Annotated in this window: 17 protein-coding genes and 1 tRNA gene; 11 read left to right on the top strand and 7 right to left on the bottom strand. The window is 68.4% G+C overall.

From position 1 onward, the window contains the following. Window positions 1-375: 375 nt before the first annotated feature. From IEZ06_RS29635 to IEZ06_RS29600, 8 genes are all read left to right on the top strand, one after another. Window positions 376-1,302, top strand: coding sequence for a hypothetical protein (locus IEZ06_RS29635; protein ID WP_189239979.1), 927 nt, complete (start codon window positions 376-378; stop codon window positions 1,300-1,302). Further along, window positions 1,299-3,173, top strand: a complete 1,875-nt coding sequence (locus IEZ06_RS29630; RefSeq protein WP_189239978.1) for a hypothetical protein — start codon at window positions 1,299-1,301, stop codon at window positions 3,171-3,173. The genes IEZ06_RS29635 and IEZ06_RS29630 overlap by 4 nt, the downstream gene beginning before the upstream one ends. 184 nt (window positions 3,174-3,357) lie before the next feature. After that, complete coding sequence (locus tag IEZ06_RS29625) at window positions 3,358-3,921, top strand: hypothetical protein (protein ID WP_189239977.1); 564 nt, start codon at window positions 3,358-3,360, stop codon at window positions 3,919-3,921. Between the two features lie 503 nt (window positions 3,922-4,424). Next, on the top strand, window positions 4,425-5,267 hold the full coding sequence (locus tag IEZ06_RS29620) for a helix-turn-helix domain-containing protein (RefSeq protein ID WP_189239976.1): 843 nt from the start codon (window positions 4,425-4,427) through the stop codon (window positions 5,265-5,267). A gap of 108 nt (window positions 5,268-5,375) precedes the next feature. Then, window positions 5,376-5,777: an ATP-binding protein gene (locus IEZ06_RS29615; protein WP_203872206.1), complete on the top strand. Its 402-nt coding sequence runs from the start codon at window positions 5,376-5,378 to the stop codon at window positions 5,775-5,777. Between the two features lie 89 nt (window positions 5,778-5,866). Next, complete coding sequence (locus IEZ06_RS29610) at window positions 5,867-6,049, top strand: hypothetical protein (protein ID WP_189239974.1); 183 nt, start codon at window positions 5,867-5,869, stop codon at window positions 6,047-6,049. A gap of 156 nt (window positions 6,050-6,205) precedes the next feature. Next, complete coding sequence (locus IEZ06_RS29605) at window positions 6,206-7,045, top strand: sigma factor-like helix-turn-helix DNA-binding protein (protein WP_189239973.1); 840 nt, start codon at window positions 6,206-6,208, stop codon at window positions 7,043-7,045. Window positions 7,046-7,050: 5 nt separating this feature from the next. Next, window positions 7,051-7,872: a protein phosphatase 2C domain-containing protein gene (locus IEZ06_RS29600; RefSeq protein ID WP_189239972.1), complete on the top strand. Its 822-nt coding sequence runs from the start codon at window positions 7,051-7,053 to the stop codon at window positions 7,870-7,872. A gap of 110 nt (window positions 7,873-7,982) precedes the next feature. Here IEZ06_RS29600 and IEZ06_RS29595 read toward each other — a convergent pair. Then, window positions 7,983-8,072 (bottom strand) — tRNA-Ser (locus IEZ06_RS29595). Window positions 8,073-8,369: 297 nt separating this feature from the next. Next, entirely contained in the window at window positions 8,370-8,933 is a 564-nt protein-coding gene (locus IEZ06_RS29590) for a YceI family protein (RefSeq protein ID WP_189239971.1), read from the bottom strand. A gap of 101 nt (window positions 8,934-9,034) precedes the next feature. On the opposite strand from IEZ06_RS29590, the gene IEZ06_RS29585 reads away from it, so the two are divergent. Further along, window positions 9,035-9,583 carry a MarR family winged helix-turn-helix transcriptional regulator gene (locus IEZ06_RS29585; RefSeq protein ID WP_229798872.1) on the top strand — a complete coding sequence of 183 codons (549 nt, stop codon included), beginning with the start codon at window positions 9,035-9,037 and terminating at the stop codon, window positions 9,581-9,583. Window positions 9,584-9,695: 112 nt separating this feature from the next. Here the strand turns inward: IEZ06_RS29585 and IEZ06_RS29580 are convergent, their stop codons facing one another. Continuing rightward, window positions 9,696-10,226: a SigE family RNA polymerase sigma factor gene (locus tag IEZ06_RS29580; protein WP_229798870.1), complete on the bottom strand. Its 531-nt coding sequence runs from the start codon at window positions 10,224-10,226 to the stop codon at window positions 9,696-9,698. A gap of 283 nt (window positions 10,227-10,509) precedes the next feature. On the opposite strand from IEZ06_RS29580, the gene IEZ06_RS29575 reads away from it, so the two are divergent. Beyond that, window positions 10,510-11,460 carry a hypothetical protein gene (locus IEZ06_RS29575; protein ID WP_189239970.1) on the top strand — a complete coding sequence of 317 codons (951 nt, stop codon included), beginning with the start codon at window positions 10,510-10,512 and terminating at the stop codon, window positions 11,458-11,460. A 17-nt stretch (window positions 11,461-11,477) separates the two neighbouring features. Next, a complete protein-coding gene (locus IEZ06_RS29570) occupies window positions 11,478-12,365 on the top strand; it encodes a MauE/DoxX family redox-associated membrane protein (RefSeq protein WP_229798868.1) in 888 nt (295 codons plus the stop codon). Window positions 12,366-12,467: 102 nt separating this feature from the next. Here the strand turns inward: IEZ06_RS29570 and IEZ06_RS29565 are convergent, their stop codons facing one another. Genes IEZ06_RS29565 through IEZ06_RS29550 form a run of 4 tightly spaced genes read right to left on the bottom strand, consistent with a single transcriptional unit; the run spans window position 12,468 to window position 15,542 of the window. Further along, window positions 12,468-12,785, bottom strand: coding sequence for a hypothetical protein (locus IEZ06_RS29565; protein ID WP_229798866.1), 318 nt, complete (start codon window positions 12,783-12,785; stop codon window positions 12,468-12,470). After that, window positions 12,782-14,374: a radical SAM protein gene (locus IEZ06_RS29560; RefSeq protein WP_229798864.1), complete on the bottom strand. Its 1,593-nt coding sequence runs from the start codon at window positions 14,372-14,374 to the stop codon at window positions 12,782-12,784. The genes IEZ06_RS29565 and IEZ06_RS29560 overlap by 4 nt, the downstream gene beginning before the upstream one ends. After that, on the bottom strand, window positions 14,371-14,760 hold the full coding sequence (locus IEZ06_RS29555) for a hypothetical protein (RefSeq protein ID WP_189239969.1): 390 nt from the start codon (window positions 14,758-14,760) through the stop codon (window positions 14,371-14,373). Before IEZ06_RS29555 ends, IEZ06_RS29560 begins: the two co-directional genes overlap by 4 nt. Continuing rightward, a complete protein-coding gene (locus IEZ06_RS29550) occupies window positions 14,757-15,542 on the bottom strand; it encodes a prolipoprotein diacylglyceryl transferase (RefSeq protein ID WP_189239968.1) in 786 nt (261 codons plus the stop codon). The genes IEZ06_RS29555 and IEZ06_RS29550 overlap by 4 nt, the downstream gene beginning before the upstream one ends. Window positions 15,543-15,795: the final 253 nt, after the last annotated feature.

Raw genomic sequence — 15,795 nt, 5'->3', positions numbered from 1 at the left:
CCAGCCCGAACTGTCCGGTGCAAGCGACGAAGGGGACATCAGCTCACGTAAAGCCCTCTCAAAACAGGGGATTAGAAACGGATTATTCTTCCTTCCTGATTTCCACTCACAGGGCGACCGAAAATGCCGACCGTGCTCACGTGCACAGATGGTCGGATATCAACACAGAACGACCATCCGAACAATTGTACGGTTTTAAATGTTCGATTTATCCCAGTTTGATACACCGACCTAGCCTGTGGTCGTTTCGCTGGACGACCTCATTGGTCTTGCAGATCTGCGGCCAATGCGCTTTACCTGAGATATGGGAGTTGTCGCGTTTTTGTCAGCGCCCACCCGTAACGTAGCTGTGGGACGGCGAGGAGGAGATAGAGCATGGCAAACGGCATGGCCTCCCCGGAGGCGACGGGTGGTGCTGGCGTACTCTTCGAATACCGAGTGGCGGCGCTCGCGCTGAGCAGGCTACTGCGTGGGGCACACGTGCCTGTCGGGATCGATCTACCGGTCAACGGTGTGGCGCTTCAGCAGAGGATCGCGGGGAGTTCGCTCGATGACATCGTCATGCAGGCGAGCTCGGCCGACCAGAGCACGACCATCGAGTTCCAGGTCAAGAAAACCCTGTCCGTTTTGGGGAGCAGCGAGGCGCTCATCTCTGTTCTCAGTCAGGCGATGGACACCTGGCGGGCACGTCCGGATGACCTCGACAGTGGCCGGCTCGTTCTCGGAGTCGCCGCAGGAGAGCCCGAGGAAGAACTCAAGGAACTTGCACGACTGACGGGTATGGCGCGGAGCCATCACACGCCGTACTCGTTCCAGCTCCTGCTCAGCGAGAACGTTACACGTCGGCAGTTGCGCACCCGTCATGAACACATCGTCGCCGCGATGGCCGCCGCGGTAGGCACCACGGAACGAGCAGAGGCAGAAGCACTCACGCATCGCGTTCTGTCACGCCTCCATGTCTGGCTGGTCGATCCGACCGGAGATGGACGCGATTGGCGTGCAGGGCTCGACGACGTGAGAACGCTTGCTACCGCTAGCGGGCAGAGCGCTGACGTTCTCTTGGGCAGGCTTGCTGAGCTCGCTCGAACCATCGGCCCCCACGCTGGCTGCCTCGACGCCGATGATGTCCGAGCCGCGTTCCGGAGTAGGTTCGCTATCGATCTCACTGCGACTGCTCCTCGGCCGACTGCCATCACGATCAATGCCCGAAGCGAAGGTTCGGGACCGATGTTCGTCGGAGACTCCCAAGTCTTTCATGGTCTGACCATTAATACGCACAAATCCCTCAAGGAGGAAGCGTGACGAGCCTTGAAGCTGTCTTCCATGGTCCGGGATTCGTCGCGGCCCATCAGTCGTTCATCTTTGGCGACGAGTTCGTTGAAGCTGTAGCTGTTACGAAAGAAGAAATACGGCCGACCCGAGACGATCAATTCGTTCACCCCCAGGGCAGTGACTGGGACGAGAGCGACCGAATGCTCAGCGAACCCGGAGTGATGGTATTCCTCGGTGGTACTGGAACAGGTCGCGGAACTGCTGCTCTCTTCAGGCTTAGGCAACGCTGCCGCACGGACCAGCTGATGAAGCTGGAAGCCAGCTGGGAACGCCCCAATGCTCGCCTGCTTCCGCCAGCTTCTCCAGGTTTCGGATATGCGCTTGACCTGTCGGAGTACGACAAGACCCCGTCGAGCGAATTCGGTATGGCGCTCCGCAACTGGGCCAAGGAATCTAGCGCCTATTTGATCGTCCTCGCGTCCGAAACCAGTATCAACGACGCGTGGCTGCGCTCGCTGAGTGATCGCACCGTGCGGCTTCATTCACCTGACGGCAAGAGTCTCGCGGCCAACGAGCTGCGTTCCTCTGGCGCAGGTGACCTCGTCGACCGTCTCAACGATGAGTCCTTCGCCGAGATTTGGGCGGCCGCCCCGCGTGCGAGCGAAGTGCTCCGTCTGACGAGGATCCTCCTCGCGAACCCGACAGCTGACAGCGCCGAGATCGCGGATGAGTTCCTAGGGTGGAAGAGCTGGTTCGAGTCTGACTGCCCTCGGGACTTCGGACTTCGAACGCTCGTGTGGTCGGCCGCTATGTGTGACGGCGGGCTCAGAACCTCAGTACTGGGGATGTCGGAAGCCCTTCGCAAGCAACTCCAGGAACCCAGGACACTCGTCGATATCTTCTCTGACAACTTTGCATCGCAGCGCCTCCAGAATGCCAATATTCACGAGGATGGCGACAAGGTTCAACTCGACCCGAAGTGCCATGGCCTCGCTGCAGCTGTTCGGTTACACCTATGGCACCAGTTCGCTGAGCATCGGGATAAGCTGACCACATGGGCGATCGGCCAAGCGGTGGAACTGGAAATCCCTGACGCTCGCCGAGTGGTGAATTCACTGATGGAGCTAGCGGTGTACTACCGCGATCACACTCTGGTCCAGAAACTTTTCGATTCGCTGTCGACCAAACGTCCTAAACTGCTCATTGAGGCGTTGTCAAACGCCGTGCTCGACCCGCTCTTCGGTGCCTACATCCGCGGTCGGCTCTACAGTTGGCTGGACCGTAAGCCAACTCAAGATGTCGTCGACGTTGTCGCCGCGGTTTGCGGTGGTGAGTTCGGCCGAGTGAAGCCCAGCATGGCGATAACCAGGCTGGGACGGGCAGCCCTTAGGTCTCCGGACCCTCTCAGTCCCGCTCTCGTGAATGCGTTCACCTCGATAAGCGCATCCGAGCACCGACAGCTGTTGTTTCGGGCGATCAAGCGGTGGCTTCAGACAGCCGACACCGAACGTGCAGGCGTTGTCGCGTTCCTCTGCATCGCGGGCACCAAAGAGGGTACGGCCGCGCTATACGGCGAGCCCGGTAATGAAATCTCCACTGAGGCCCTGATCCAAGCCTTCCAGAAGGCAATCGCTCGGGAGGAGACCTACAAACCTGCAATAACTGTGATGCAGGCATGGGAGGAGGCTGCTACCCACGGCGTGCTCAACCGAGACCGCATCACCGAGCTGTTCGGTGCTGTCATCAGGCCGCATATAAGGCGGAATATCATCTTCGACCTTTCTTCCGGCGATCGCCGAGGGGAGCTTGTTGATGACATTTTGAAGTACGCCATTCAGCAGTCAGGAACTCCCACTGAAAGCGTCAAAAAGGAGAGATCAGACGATGCCGTTGTGGGCTGACCGAGCTCTGCGGCGTCAACGATCGTCGCGATTTACGGTAGCCCTGCCCACCAGGATCCCTGGCATCTCCTTCGAGGGCCGGGGACGGGTCTGGTATCGGCCTGCCTCCACAGGGAGGTTCAAGGACGGGCAATCCTCCACAGGCTGGACGCATCCGAACCTGGCGCAGGCGCGTGCTGCGGCCTTGGCAGGCGTTGATGCCGCCGGTCGTGCAATAACCGGAGCACTCCTCCCAGAGGACAGCTTCGAAGCCGAGCAGCAGGTGACGATAGCGCTTGCGGCCTGGCAGTCCACGCCCGTGTGCAAGAACGTCGAGTTTCGTTGCCGAATCCACGTCTCCCTGCCAGAACGCGATGCGGTTCGGTACGAACCATTTGCCGAGGCGAGACGAACGGCGCGGCTAGCTACCGTCCTTGCTGAGGACGCTTCAACAGACCTGCTGCGCACCCACTTGTCCGATGTCACCAGTGCTCGCTTGTGGTGGCTGAAGCAGTATCTCGATCAGCCCGGACAGGACCTTTCATGGAAGGTGTTCGATGAACATGTCAGACCTTTGATTGCAGATGCGCACCGCCCCGAACGTGACATTGACCGGCTCGCACGGATCATCCTGACGTCTACTGACCGGATCTCCGATGATCCAACTCGCTTGGAGACGTTCCTCCAAGTCCTGGAGAAAACGTTTGAGATCATGGGCTGGCCTGACCTATCCGCCGATGTTGGCACTCTCAGTGAACGTCCCGGATAATTTCTATGGAGTAGTGATCCTTCTAGTTCGACGGATATCGTTGGCACGGCAATCAAGCCGCCTGGGTCGTTATCGGGTAAGCGAACACGGCAGCCGCTTATCTGCACGGTGGACAGCGGATAGGGGATCGCTGCGTAAGGTGGGCAGTGATCAGCCATGTTCCTCAGTGAGCCGGGGTGAGGGACGAACCCCGGATCTTCGATCGCCCCTGACCATAACGGCCATCGGCCACCCCGTGGCGATCGTAGGGCTGCATTGGGGCGGCGCGGCAACCCTGGCCGGTGTGTTCGGTCAGTACGGCGAGGCAGGCGTGTAGCGCCCGGCCCGATGTCCCGCCGCCGTTCGGGACCGGCCCCCAGGCCGCACGCCCGGACGGCGGGCGGGCGGAGGGCCGGGGGTACGGCGGCGCGGCGCGCCGCCCTTGATCACCTATAAGAACAATTCGGCAGTGATCCGGGTAGAGCCCGCGTCGGCACGTCATGGCCGGTGGTAGAACGCTCGGTGTGGACGATCGACAGGACCGGTTGCGGGAGCTGGGCGAGCTGCTTCGGCGGTTGCGCAAGGGTGCGGGGCTGACGGGCAAGGAGCTGGCACAGCGAGCGGGGGTGGCGCAGCCGACGATCTCCCGGATCGAGACGGGACAGCTCCTGCCGACTCCTGAGACCGTCGAGCGGGTTTCGGCAGCTCTTGAGCTGGGTGAGGCAGACCGCGGAGCACTGGACGCGCTGCTCGTTCGGCTGCGTGATGAGGTCTCCCGCCTCAAGGGTGGGTTGGCCGGCCGGGAGGCGGCGAACGCGGCGCGGGTGCGGTCAGCCGGTTGGATGGCCGTGTTCTCTTCGGCAATGGTGCCGCCACTGTTGCAGACGGCGGAGTATGCCCGACTGGCCCTGACGATCGGCCGGGAGGTGGACGAGGATGACGCGGCCAGGGCGGCGGCCGTACGGGTCGAGGCACAGACCGTGTTGTTCGAGGCGGGGCGGAAGTTCGCCTTCGTGCTGACCGAGGGTGCGGTGCGGACCTGGCCGGGGTCGCCGTCGTTGATGCTGGCGCAGCTCGACCGGCTCGCTCAGGTGGCGACGCTGCCGCATGTCCGGCTCGGCGTCGTGCCGTGGAGGACGGAGGCGCCGGCCTTTCCTCTGCACGGGTTCACGATCTTCGATGGTTCGGTGAGCGTGGTCGAGAGCCTCACGGGTGATCTCACGTTGACGGAGACGGGCGACCTGGAAGCGCATGAGGAGGTCTTCGAGGCGTTCGCCGGAGCGGCGCTCTACGGGGATGACCTCCGTAGCTTGCTGAGTGAGATCGGGGCGGACTACCGAGCGCTGGGGAACCACTCAACGAACTGACGCATTTATGCGTCGAATACCTTGGGCGGCTTCTACTGTTGGTCATACGCTTCCGACGTGGATGTATAGCCCCCTATACAACGGAGTACGCCCATGTCAGGTTGGCGCTTGTCCCGTCACTTCCTCGGCTCCACGGCCTCAGTCCGTGAAGCCCGCCGGTTCGTCACCGCGTTCCTGAACGGCTGGCCCATCGTGGAGGCGGCCGAACTCATCGTCAGCGAGCTGGCCACCAACGCGGTACGGCACTCGGCCAGTGGCCGGTTCGGCGGCCGGTTCCTCGTCACCATCCACGTCGGCCGGGACCGGCTGTGGCTCGCCGTGCTCGACGAGGGCGGTCCCCGCACGCCCGAAGTGCTCGACGGCCAGGAGGACGAAGGCGGACGGGGCCTGCTGCTGGTCTCGACGCTCGCCGACTCCTGGGGAGTCGACGGCGACGAGCAGGGCCGTACCGTGTGGGCACTGCTCAGCACCGAGCCGGCCGCGGCCGTGCAGGCGGCGTCATGCCGGTGACCGGCTGCCTGAGCCCTCATCTTCCGCTTCCGCAGTCTCAGTGCAAGCGCCTGGACTGGCATCCTCCCCGGCTCGGGGAACGGGTCCGGGTGATCGCCTGGACCTGTAAATGCCGGGTTCCGTTCTACGAGCTGTGTGAGGCCGGCGGGCAGGCGTTCATCCGCCGCACCGTCTACGAGGGCAACGGGTGGAAGGTCCGGGAGACCTCCCGGCGGCGATCGGCCGAGGCGCACGCGATGTGGACGGCGCTGCTGTCCGGTCTGGCGCGGTGAGCGGTGAGTCCGCGCGGCGTCCCGAAACGGCGCTCTGCGATCCGGGCGGTGGACTTGAAAACCGGCGAACCGCTCAAAACAGTACCGTCAAGGGGGATAGACGGCATTTCGTCTAGGGGCCTAGACTCGGTGGAGCACCACCGAAAGGGAACCACCGTGCCATCGAGCGACCTCGACCGTATCGCTGCGATCGACGATCCGTATCTGCTGCTGCGGGCCGCGACCGAACGCCTCAACGCCGCACAGCAGGAGGTCACCGAACTGGCCCGGCTCCGCCGCCGCGTCATCCAGGAACTCCACGCCCAGGGCATGTCGTATGCCCAGATCGCCGAGAAGGCCGGCCTGTCACGCGGGCGCATCCACCAGATCAAGCACACCGGCCCGGCCCCCGAAGGCGCGTTCCTCGGCACCGGCACCATCACCCTGGCCACCCCCCTCAAGCGCGAGGCCGGCAACGCCCGGCCCGTCGTCGCCATGGAGGACGTCACCGCGGCCAAGCGGCTGGAAGACCTCGCCCGCGGCTTCGACCTGGCGGTGAACCTCGAACACGTCCCCCTCGGCGGCGACATCGATCTGAACCGGCCCAACCTCATCGTCATCTGCGGGCCGAAGCTCTCCCCCGTCATGGGCGCGCTGTACGAGTCCGACCCGGTGCTCGAATGGGTCAAGGACGGCGCGTGGACCCTGCGGGACCGCCGCACCGGGCAGAGCTACCGCTCCGGCGAGGACTCCGAACCGGCCCGCCCGGTGGACTACGCCTACCTCGGCCGGTTGGCCCGCCCGGACGGCAACGGCAACCTGCTGGTCTTCACCGGCATCCACCCGCACGGCACCCTCGGCGTGGTCGACCTGCTCACCTCCGAGACCGCCACCCTGTGGGGACAGGTCGGCGAGAACCGCTTCTCCTGCGTGGTCGGCGTCGAATACGACCCGGCGACCGGGGAACCCGTCAGAGCGGAACTCGCCAGCCCCCTCTACCGGCACGAGGAGCCCTGACCCCCATGCGCGTCACCTTCGCCACCGAAGCAGCCCCCGGTCGCCCCAACGAGGACTTCGTCGCCGCCACCCCGGACGCGGTCGTCCTGCTCGACGGCGCCGGCACCCCGGCCGGTTCGGAGTCGGGCTGCACTCACGGTGTCGCCTGGTACAGCCGCGCCCTGGGCTCCACCCTGCTCACCGCCATGACGCAGACCTCCAGCCCGCTGATCGAGATCCTCGCCGAGGGCATCAAGACCGTCGCGTCCATGCACGACTTCACCTGCGACCTGGCCCACGCGGGCTCGCCCTCGGCCACCGTCGTCATGCTGCGCCACAGCGCCGACGCCCTGGACTGGCTGATCCTGGCCGACTCCGTCCTCGTCCTGGACACGGCCGACACCGCAGAGCCCATGGTCATCTGCGACGACCGGGAAGCCCTCGTCGGTGCGGCCCACCGCACGACCATGGACGCCCTGCCCTCCGGAAGCCCCGAACACCTCGCGGCCCACCGGGCGTACGTGGAGACCCTGCGCGGCCACCGCAACCGCGACGGCGGCTTCTGGGTCGCCTCCGCCGACCCCCTCGCCGCCGACCAGGCCCTCACCGGCACGGTCCCCGCCCACCAGGTCCGCGCCGCCGCACTGCTCAGCGACGGCGCCTCCCGCCTGGTCGACCGCTTCGCCCTGACCACCTGGCGGCAGACCCTCGACCTCCTCGACCAGCACGGCCCCGCCGAACTGATCCGCCGGGTCCGCGAGGCCGAGCACTCCGACCCGCACGGCGAACGCTGGCCGCGCGGCAAGGCCCTCGACGACGCGACCGCGGCTTGGTGCGATCTCCGTTAGGAGAACTTCTTGATGGCGTCCTCGATGCCGCTGTTCCCCTGCGGCTGCTACGTCGTCGGCGAGATCAAAAAGGCCCTCCTCCCCATCTGGGGAAGAGGGCCTCTGATCTGCGGAGGCTCGGGGATTTGAACCCCGGATGGGCGGTAAACCCAAACCGCATTAGCAGTGCGGCGCCATAGACCTGACTAGGCGAAGCCTCCTGGTAGCCGTGTGGCTCAGCACAGAGTACCGGCGATCGGGCAAGGCGGCAAAGCGATTGCCTGGCGCGTCGGCCATGCCTTCCCGGGAGGGTTATCCACCATCTGTGGATAACTTCGTCCACACCTGTGGACAGAGCCGTGGAGGAGCAGGTAGAGCTTAGGGTAAACCTGTGGATTCTCTACGAGTGAGACAAGAAATCTCACCTGTCGAGCACGCGAAGGCTCCTCGCCCGACCGGGGAGGAGCCTTGCGTCGATCCCGGAGACCAGGGGTCCCGGAGACCAGGGGTCCCGGAGATCAGGCGGCCGGGTTGGCCTCGCCCTCGATCTCGATCTTGATCTTCTTGCCGACGAGCACGCCACCGGTCTCCAGCGCCTGGTTCCAGGTGAGGCCGAACTCCTCGCGGTCGATCTCGGTGGTGATGGAGAATCCCCAGACCTCCTGGCCCCACGGGTTGGTGCCGGCGCCGCCGTACTCGACGGTGAGCTCGACCGGCTTGGTGACGTCGCGGATCGTCAGGTCGCCCGCCAGGGTGAACTCGTCCCCGGAGTGGCCGACGACGCGCGTGCTGCGGAAGGTCAGCTCGGGGAACTTCTCGACGGCGAGGAAGTCGTCGCCGCGCAGGTGGCCGTCGCGGTCGGCCACGCCGGTGTTGATGCTCTCGGTCCTGATCGTGAGCTCGGCGGAGGACTCCAGGGGGTTCTCGGCGATCGTCACGGTGCCCGCGAAGTCGCCGAAGCCGCCGCGGACCTTGCTCACCATCATGTGCTTGACGACGAAGCCGATGCTGGTGTGGGCGGCGTCGAGCGCGTAGGTGCCGGCGGCGGGGATCTGGAGGTTCTCCCAGGTGCGAGTGCTCATCGTGTTCTCCCGAGGGGTGCTTGCTGCGTGGACATTTGCGTCAACATATTTCTACACGAGGAATATTCCTCCCGTCAACTATCGTCCGATACAGTGTGAACGTGCTTCCCCTAGACGACCCCCGGCTGACCGCGATGGGCCTCCTCTCCGAGGTCTCCACCGGGCTGTCGGACAAGACGCTCCCCACCCTCGCGGCGGCGGGGCTCTCCGAGATCGACTTCGAGACCCTGATCCGCCTGGCGCGCTCCCCGGGGCAGCGTCTGCGGATGAGCGACCTGGCCGCGCAGACCACCCTGTCCACCAGCGGTGTGACCAGGGTCGTGGACCGGCTGGAACGCGAGGGCCTGGTCGCGCGGGAGGCGTGCGCCACGGACCGCCGGACGTCGTACGCGGTGATCACGGAGACGGGCCTGGCCCGTCTCGGCGACGTACTGCCGCAGCACCTGGCGGACATCGAGGCCTGGCTCACCGGGCTGCTCTCCCCCGACAGGCTCTCGGCCTTCCTCGACGCCCTCAGGACCATCCGCGACGCCGTACGGCCCTGCGCCACGGCGGGCGCCCAGGACCGGTCCCCCGGAGAGGCCGGGTCCTGCGAGCAGCCTCCCGGGCGGCCGTCCTCCCGACGGTCCCCTGAGGACCGCGGCCGATGACCCGGAACGCCGCCGGGAGGATCCGGGGACGCCGATGACCCCGAACGCCCCCGGCAGGATCCCGGGACGCCGATGACCCCGAACGCCCCCGGCAGGATCCCGGGACGGAGGGTCAGGACCGGGGCTCGAGCCGCCGCTCCTGGACCTCGAGGGCGCAGCGGAGCTTGGCCATGCCGCGCGAGACCGTGCTCTTGACCGTGCCGACGCTGACGCCCAGGGCCTTGGCGATCTCCAGTTCGGTCATGTCTTCGTAGTAGCGCAGCACGATCGCGGCCCGCATCCGGGCGGGCAGTCCGTCGAGCGCCTGCTCCACCCGCTCGGGCAGCTGCCGCTGGACGCCGGCGACGACCGGCTCGGGCACCTCCCCCGAGGGATACTCCTCCAGCCTGCGCCGCCGCCACCACGAGATGTTGATGTTGACCATCGCGCGGCGCACGTAGCCGTCCAGGGCCGCGCGGTCCTCGATGCGCTCCCAGGCCAGGTAGGTCTTGGCCAGTGCCGCCTGGAGCAGGTCCTCGGCGTCGTTCGGGTTCCCGGTGACCCGGCGGGCGGCGCGCAGCAGCGCCGGTCCGCGAGCAATGACGTACTCGCGGAACTCGTCGTGGGTCCCCCCGGTCACCGCGATCACCCGCCCTGTGGTCAAGGTGTCTCCCGTGGCCAGAATCGCAGCCGGAGCGCCTGATCCGGCTGAACCGGAATCCAGGTTTCATCCCTCCGGCCGCAAAGATCGCACCAACTGCCCCACCGGCTGCCGGAAGACCGTTAGACGCCGTTTTGCCCTGTCATGGGGGAGAGGCATTCCACTGGGGAGGGAAATCCTGATACCTGGTCGGATACCTGACGGAATTATCAGGGGAAGCCGACAGCAGGACATCTCCCAGCATGTGACGCTGGCTGGACGTCCCGCCGAGAACAGGAGAACCACGATGCCCCAGCGGAGCGTCGACCGCCGCCGGGCGCTGGCCTCGGCCGCGCTCGGCCGCCCCCTCACCGCCTCCGGCCCCGTTCCCGGCGACGGCGAGCTCCTGCACGCCGTCACCGGCACGGTCCTGGACGCCAGCCCGCACCTGATCATCATCGAGACCTCGGACGGCGCGGAGGAGCGGCTCGTCATCGCCCCCTGGGCGACCGCCTGGCGCGGAGACACCGTGGCCCCGGCCGACCTGCCCTCCGGCGCCAACGTGGTCATCAGGGCGTTGAAGGCCGGCCGGGTCGTCGACCGGATCTGGGCCGACACCACCCGGATCACCGGCGTGATCCAGGAGGTCGGTCCCGGCGCCGGGGACCGCACGGTCGAGCTCTACTGCGGGCCGCACCGGGGCACGCGGACCGTCGTCGTCCCCTACGCGGTCTCGGGGCGGCTCCGGGTCCGGCATCCGAAGTTCGAACCCGGCTACCTGTTCGACGCCGTCGGCGTCGTCGAGGACGGCGTGGCCCACGTCCGGCTGCCCACGACCTCGCAGCCGCCCTACCGGTGGACGTCCGTACCCGAACCGCCCCTCGCCTACGGCGGCGCGCAGCCGCACGTCTCGGGCACCGCGACCTGGTCCGACGGCTTCGACTTCGGCGAGCGGGGGGCCGCCTACCCGATGCTGGAGTCCTCCGACGCCGAGTGCGACGAGGTGGGGAGGTCCTGTGCGAGACTGCCGTACCTCGCCCTGGGGTCGGCGCTCGACGTGCGCAACGTGTGCGCCGGCCGCACCTCGGTCGTACCGGTCGTGACGTGCGGCTGCCTCGCCGGCCGGTTCTGCGACCGGTGCCTGGAGTGCGGCACCTCCCCGCGCGGCCGGATCGTCGAACTGTCCCCGGCCTCCTTCGTGGAGCTCGGCGGGGAGCTGACCAAGGGTTGTTTCAACGCCCGGATCACTTTGGGATGACGTAGGTGACGACGCAGATGACAGAGATGCTCAGGACGATCGCCGCCGCCCAGCTCCCGGTGCTGAGCGTGCTGCTGGCCCTCGGTACGGTGGCCAAGATCCGGACCGCCCGGGGCGAGACGGGCCTGGACGGGATGAGCGGGCTGGGGCCGGCCGTGCTGGTGCCCGAGCACTGGCGGGCGCCCGTGATGCTCGGTTGCGCGGCCGGGGAGGCGATTCTGCTGGGCGGGCTGATGGCCACCGGGCATCCCGTCTTCCGGTGGGGGACGACCGCGTTCTTCGCGGTGGCCACCTACGTCCTGTGGGAGTTGCGCCGCCGCCGCCCCGACGTGGGGTGCGGCTGCTTCGGCGAGGTCAGCACGGTCCCGGTGGGCTTCCGCTCGTTCGCCCGCACCGTGGTGCTGACGGCCATGGCGGTCGGGACCGTGTGGGCCGGACCGGTGCCGGGGTGGTCCGTGCTGGCCGGGATCTCCTGGACCGAAGCGCTGGCGGTGACCGGAGGGCTGCTGCTGGTCGCCGCGTTCTCCCCGGAGATCGAGGAGACCGCCGCCCGGCTCCGGCACCGCGCACCGTGCGAGGAGCGTCCGGCGGACGCCGCGACGGCCGCCGCCCGGCTCCGCTCCAGTACGGCCTGGCGGGCCTACGAGGGGTCGCTGACGAGCACGGAGCCGGTCGACAGCTGGCGGGAGCTCTGCTGGCGGTTCTTCGTCCATCCGGGCCGGGGTCCGGACGGGGAACCGGTGGACGTGGTCTTCGCCGTCCACCTGAGCGGCCGCAAGCCCGCGGTCCGGGTGGCGCTGGTCGGACCGGACGGACGGGCGGTCGTGACCGTCCCGCTGCCGGAGCCGGTGACGGCCGCGGACGGGGCCGGCGGCTCCCCCGCCCTCGCGGCACACGATCATTGATCTCTGTACGGCTGTCCAGACCCAAGGCCCGGGCATCCGAAGGCCCGGCATCCGAAGGCCCGGCATCCGAAGGCCCGGCATCCGAAGGCCCGGACGGAGAGGTCAGCCGGTGAATCCCCGCACCAGCGCGACGAGCGCCGCCGAACCGATCAGCGCCAGGTAGCCGAGCACCAGCCGGGTGTCACGGAGCAGGCACCTGCTCCGGGCCAGCCCGGCGCGGCGGGCCCGCAGGTAGCCGGTGAATCCGAGCACCGCGAAGCCGAGCACCACCCATGCGCCGCCGAGCCAGGCCAGCAGCGCCACGGTCGCGTAGACGCACAGCCGGAGCGGATCGTACGGCTGCGCGCCGCCCGGCCCCGGCCCGGCGGGTGTCCGTCCCGCCGCAGGATCCCCGCCGGCGGGCGCCGTACGCCCCGTCAAGTGAGCTCCACCAGCGGGAGCCGTACGCCCGGGTCGGCCGCCGCCACCGCGGAGAGCCGCTGGCGGGAGAGCGCGGGCCAGGCCTGGACGGCGCAGAACGGGGCGCACTGGTCCTGGTCCGCGCGGGTGCCGACGTGGACGCAGCACTGGACCAGGCGCTCCTCCAGCATCGTCGACATGTCCATGAACGGCTTCACGGTGATCCGGACCACCCGCTCGCCGAGCATCCGGCGGAGCCTCCCGCGCCGTCCGGGCAGCGCCGAGGAGGCCAGCGCCAGCAGGGTGGACACGCCCAGGTCGCAGTTCTCGCAGATGTCCCGCCACAGGTCGCCGATCTGCGGGTGCGAGAGCGACGACTGCTCCGACAGCAGCCCGAGCAGCGACTCCTGGACGGCCCGGCGCAGCTCGCGCGGGATCTCCCGGTCGGCGATCCGGTTGGCCACCAGGCCGAGATGCTCCTTGAGCCGGTCGTGGCCGATCAGAGCGGCCAGCGACCGCCACGCGCCGGAGTCGTCGCGGATCAGGTAGCCGACCGAGCAGCAGTGCGGGTGTGAGCACGGCAGTGCGGTCAGGTCGCGCCAGGTGACGGCGCCGCCGGTCTGCGGGCCGAGGCGGGCGAGCACCCCGGTGTGGGTCAGCCGGTCGAGCGGGTCGATCGCCGCCGACCGGCCGGAGCCGAACTGCGGCTGCAGGGAGACGCCGCCCACGTAGGGGGTGTCGAGCGCGAGCCGTACCACGTCGCCGATCTCGCCGTCGTTGACGCCGAGCGCCGCGGTCATGACCAGGGTCGTGAAGATCTCCCGCTCCGACAGCCGCCGCACGGCCTCCGCCTTGAGGGCGCGCAGGTCCCCGCCCCGGTGGTGGCGCGAGGCCGCGGCGGAGGTCCCGTCGTACTGCAGGTAGACCTCCACCCGCTCGCGGTGCCCGGTGAGCAGGTCGAGCAGCGCGTCGTCGCGGGCGACGGCGACGCCGTTGGTGTTGACCAGGATCCGGGTGACGGGCCGGGCGGCGAGCTCGGCAAGGAGCGTCCCCAGCTCCGGATGGAGGGTGGGCTCGCCGCCGCTCAGCATGAGCACGTCCAGGCGGCCGTTCTCCCTGGCCAGGCGCTGGTCGACGTTGGCCAGGACGTCGGCGACCGGGACCACCCCGCGCAGGTCGGGCGAGGAGCCGGCGAAGCAGGTCGGGCAGCGCAGGTTGCAGGTCTCGGCGATGTCCTCCAGCAGGATGCAGGTGTGCTGGGTCTGCATCTCCGGGAGCCCCCGCAGGTACGCCGCGGGGACCGGGTCGAAGTTCCCGGGGGTGTCGGGGACGTGGGCCTTGGTGGGGGCGGTCCACTCCTCCAGGTAGGCGAGGATCTCCGGGTCCTCGTCGTAGAGGGTGCGCACCAGGCCGTGGACGCGGCAGCCGCGCTCCAGGAAGACCCGGCCGTCGCGGACGGCGAGGTAGCCGGTCAGGCGGGGCACGTCGTGCAGCGGGCGTTCGGGATCCTCGTCGTGGCAGCGCGGGCAGAAGGCGTTGACGTAGCGGAGGATGCGGTCGCCCCGCAGCCCCATCCCGCCCGTCCCGGCGGTCCCGGCGGTCCCGGTCACAGGTAGACCCCCGGGTTTATGCCCGTGCAGAATCCCGCGCTGACGATCGAGACCAGCGCCCAGCCGGCCATGAGGCCGATCCCCAGCCCCTTGGACCAGGGTTCGCCCTTCCGGACCAGCAGGATCCCGCCGCCGAAGGTTCCCAGCGCCAGGACCACCGCCGCCACCCCGATGCCCACAGGCGATTGGGTGGAGAACGCGAGGAGCGCCATCAGCACGTTGGCCGCGATGAAGGCGAGGACGCCGACGAACGCCAGTGCCACGATCACCCCCGTGGAGTCGCCGGACGGGGGCCGCCCCTCCCGCCCCGGTGGAGGGCCCGCCGAACCGGGTGGAGGGCCGGTCTGTCCCGGCGGGCCGGGCGGTTCCTGGGGCGGCGTGGTCATGCGCGGGCCTCCTGTCTGCGGACGAGCGCGTCGTAGAAGCCCCGGCGGTAGCCGTACCGGAGCCTGAGGACGACCAGCAGCAGGCCCGGCGCGAGGAACCACTGCGGGCGGGTGAGGTCCAGCCAGACCGTCTCGTTCGCCCGGGTGAACTCCACGAGGAACCGGAAGACGGCGTAGGCCGCGACGTAGAGGGTGAACAGCTCGCCCGGCCGGGTGATCCGGCTCCGCAGCCACCAGAGCGCGCCGAAGGCCGCCAGCTGGAAGGCCACCTCGTACAGGAACGACGGGTGCATGGCCTGCCCGGACAGGCAGCCGGGGCAGGCGGGCGTGGTGGCGGGGGCGTGCACGCCCCACGGCAGGTCCGTGGGGCGGCCGGGGGCCTCGGTGAGGTGGCAGCCGATCCGGCCGACCGCCATGCCGAGCGCGACCGCGGGCGCGAACAGGTCACCGGTCCGCTCCCGGTAGCCGATCAGCCGCTTGGCGACGAGCACTCCCGCGTAGGCGCCGGTCAGTCCGCCCAGGATGCTCCGGGAGCCGAACATCCAGGCTTCCAGCAGGCTCGGGTTGAGCGCCGGGTCGAGGTGCTCGGCCCAGCCGGACAGCCGCATGCCGACCGCTCCGCCGACCAGTGCCCCGGTGACCGCCACCAGCGACTGCTCGGCCGGCGCGCCCCGGCGGCGGGCCTCGGCGACGAAGACCGCCGCGGCGGCCAGCACCCCCAGGACGACGAAGAGTCCGTGCACGGGCACGGACCGTCCCGCGATCCCGATCACCGGCTCCATCCCGCCACAGTAGATGCGAGAACGCCTCCGGACCACCACCTCCGCCGAGCCGGAGACCGTGCCCGGACACGCGCCCGGGCTCGCGCTCGGACGTGCCCGGGTCCGACGGGACCGCATGCGGTGGAACCGTGCGGCAGGACCATGTGCGACGGGACCGTGCGGCAGGACCATGTGTCGCGGGGTCGCGTGCGGCGGGGCCGGAAGGACGCACCGGCACCCGCCGCGACCGGTCGACTACGCTGATGAGTCGTCG

The sequence above is a fragment of the Planomonospora antibiotica genome, assembly GCF_014647955.1.
Classification (GTDB): Bacteria; Actinomycetota; Actinomycetes; order Streptosporangiales; family Streptosporangiaceae; genus Planomonospora; species Planomonospora parontospora.
Note: the sequence above shows the minus strand (reverse complement) of the source record. Positions and strands in the feature narration are given on the sequence as shown.

What these genes read in the sequence shown, in the direction of transcription:
- IEZ06_RS29635 (WP_189239979.1), top strand. Translation starts at nt 376, where the DNA reads ATGGCAAACGGCATGGCCTCCCCGGAGGCGACGGGTGGTGCTGGCGTA.
- IEZ06_RS29600 (WP_189239972.1), top strand. Translation starts at nt 7,051, where the DNA reads ATGCGCGTCACCTTCGCCACCGAAGCAGCCCCCGGTCGCCCCAACGAG.
- IEZ06_RS29590 (WP_189239971.1), bottom strand. Translation starts at nt 8,933, where the DNA reads ATGAGCACTCGCACCTGGGAGAACCTCCAGATCCCCGCCGCCGGCACC.
- IEZ06_RS29575 (WP_189239970.1), top strand. Translation starts at nt 10,510, where the DNA reads ATGCCCCAGCGGAGCGTCGACCGCCGCCGGGCGCTGGCCTCGGCCGCG.
- IEZ06_RS29570 (WP_229798868.1), top strand. Translation starts at nt 11,478, where the DNA reads ATGACAGAGATGCTCAGGACGATCGCCGCCGCCCAGCTCCCGGTGCTG.
- IEZ06_RS29555 (WP_189239969.1), bottom strand. Translation starts at nt 14,760, where the DNA reads ATGACCACGCCGCCCCAGGAACCGCCCGGCCCGCCGGGACAGACCGGC.
- IEZ06_RS29550 (WP_189239968.1), bottom strand. Translation starts at nt 15,542, where the DNA reads ATGGAGCCGGTGATCGGGATCGCGGGACGGTCCGTGCCCGTGCACGGA.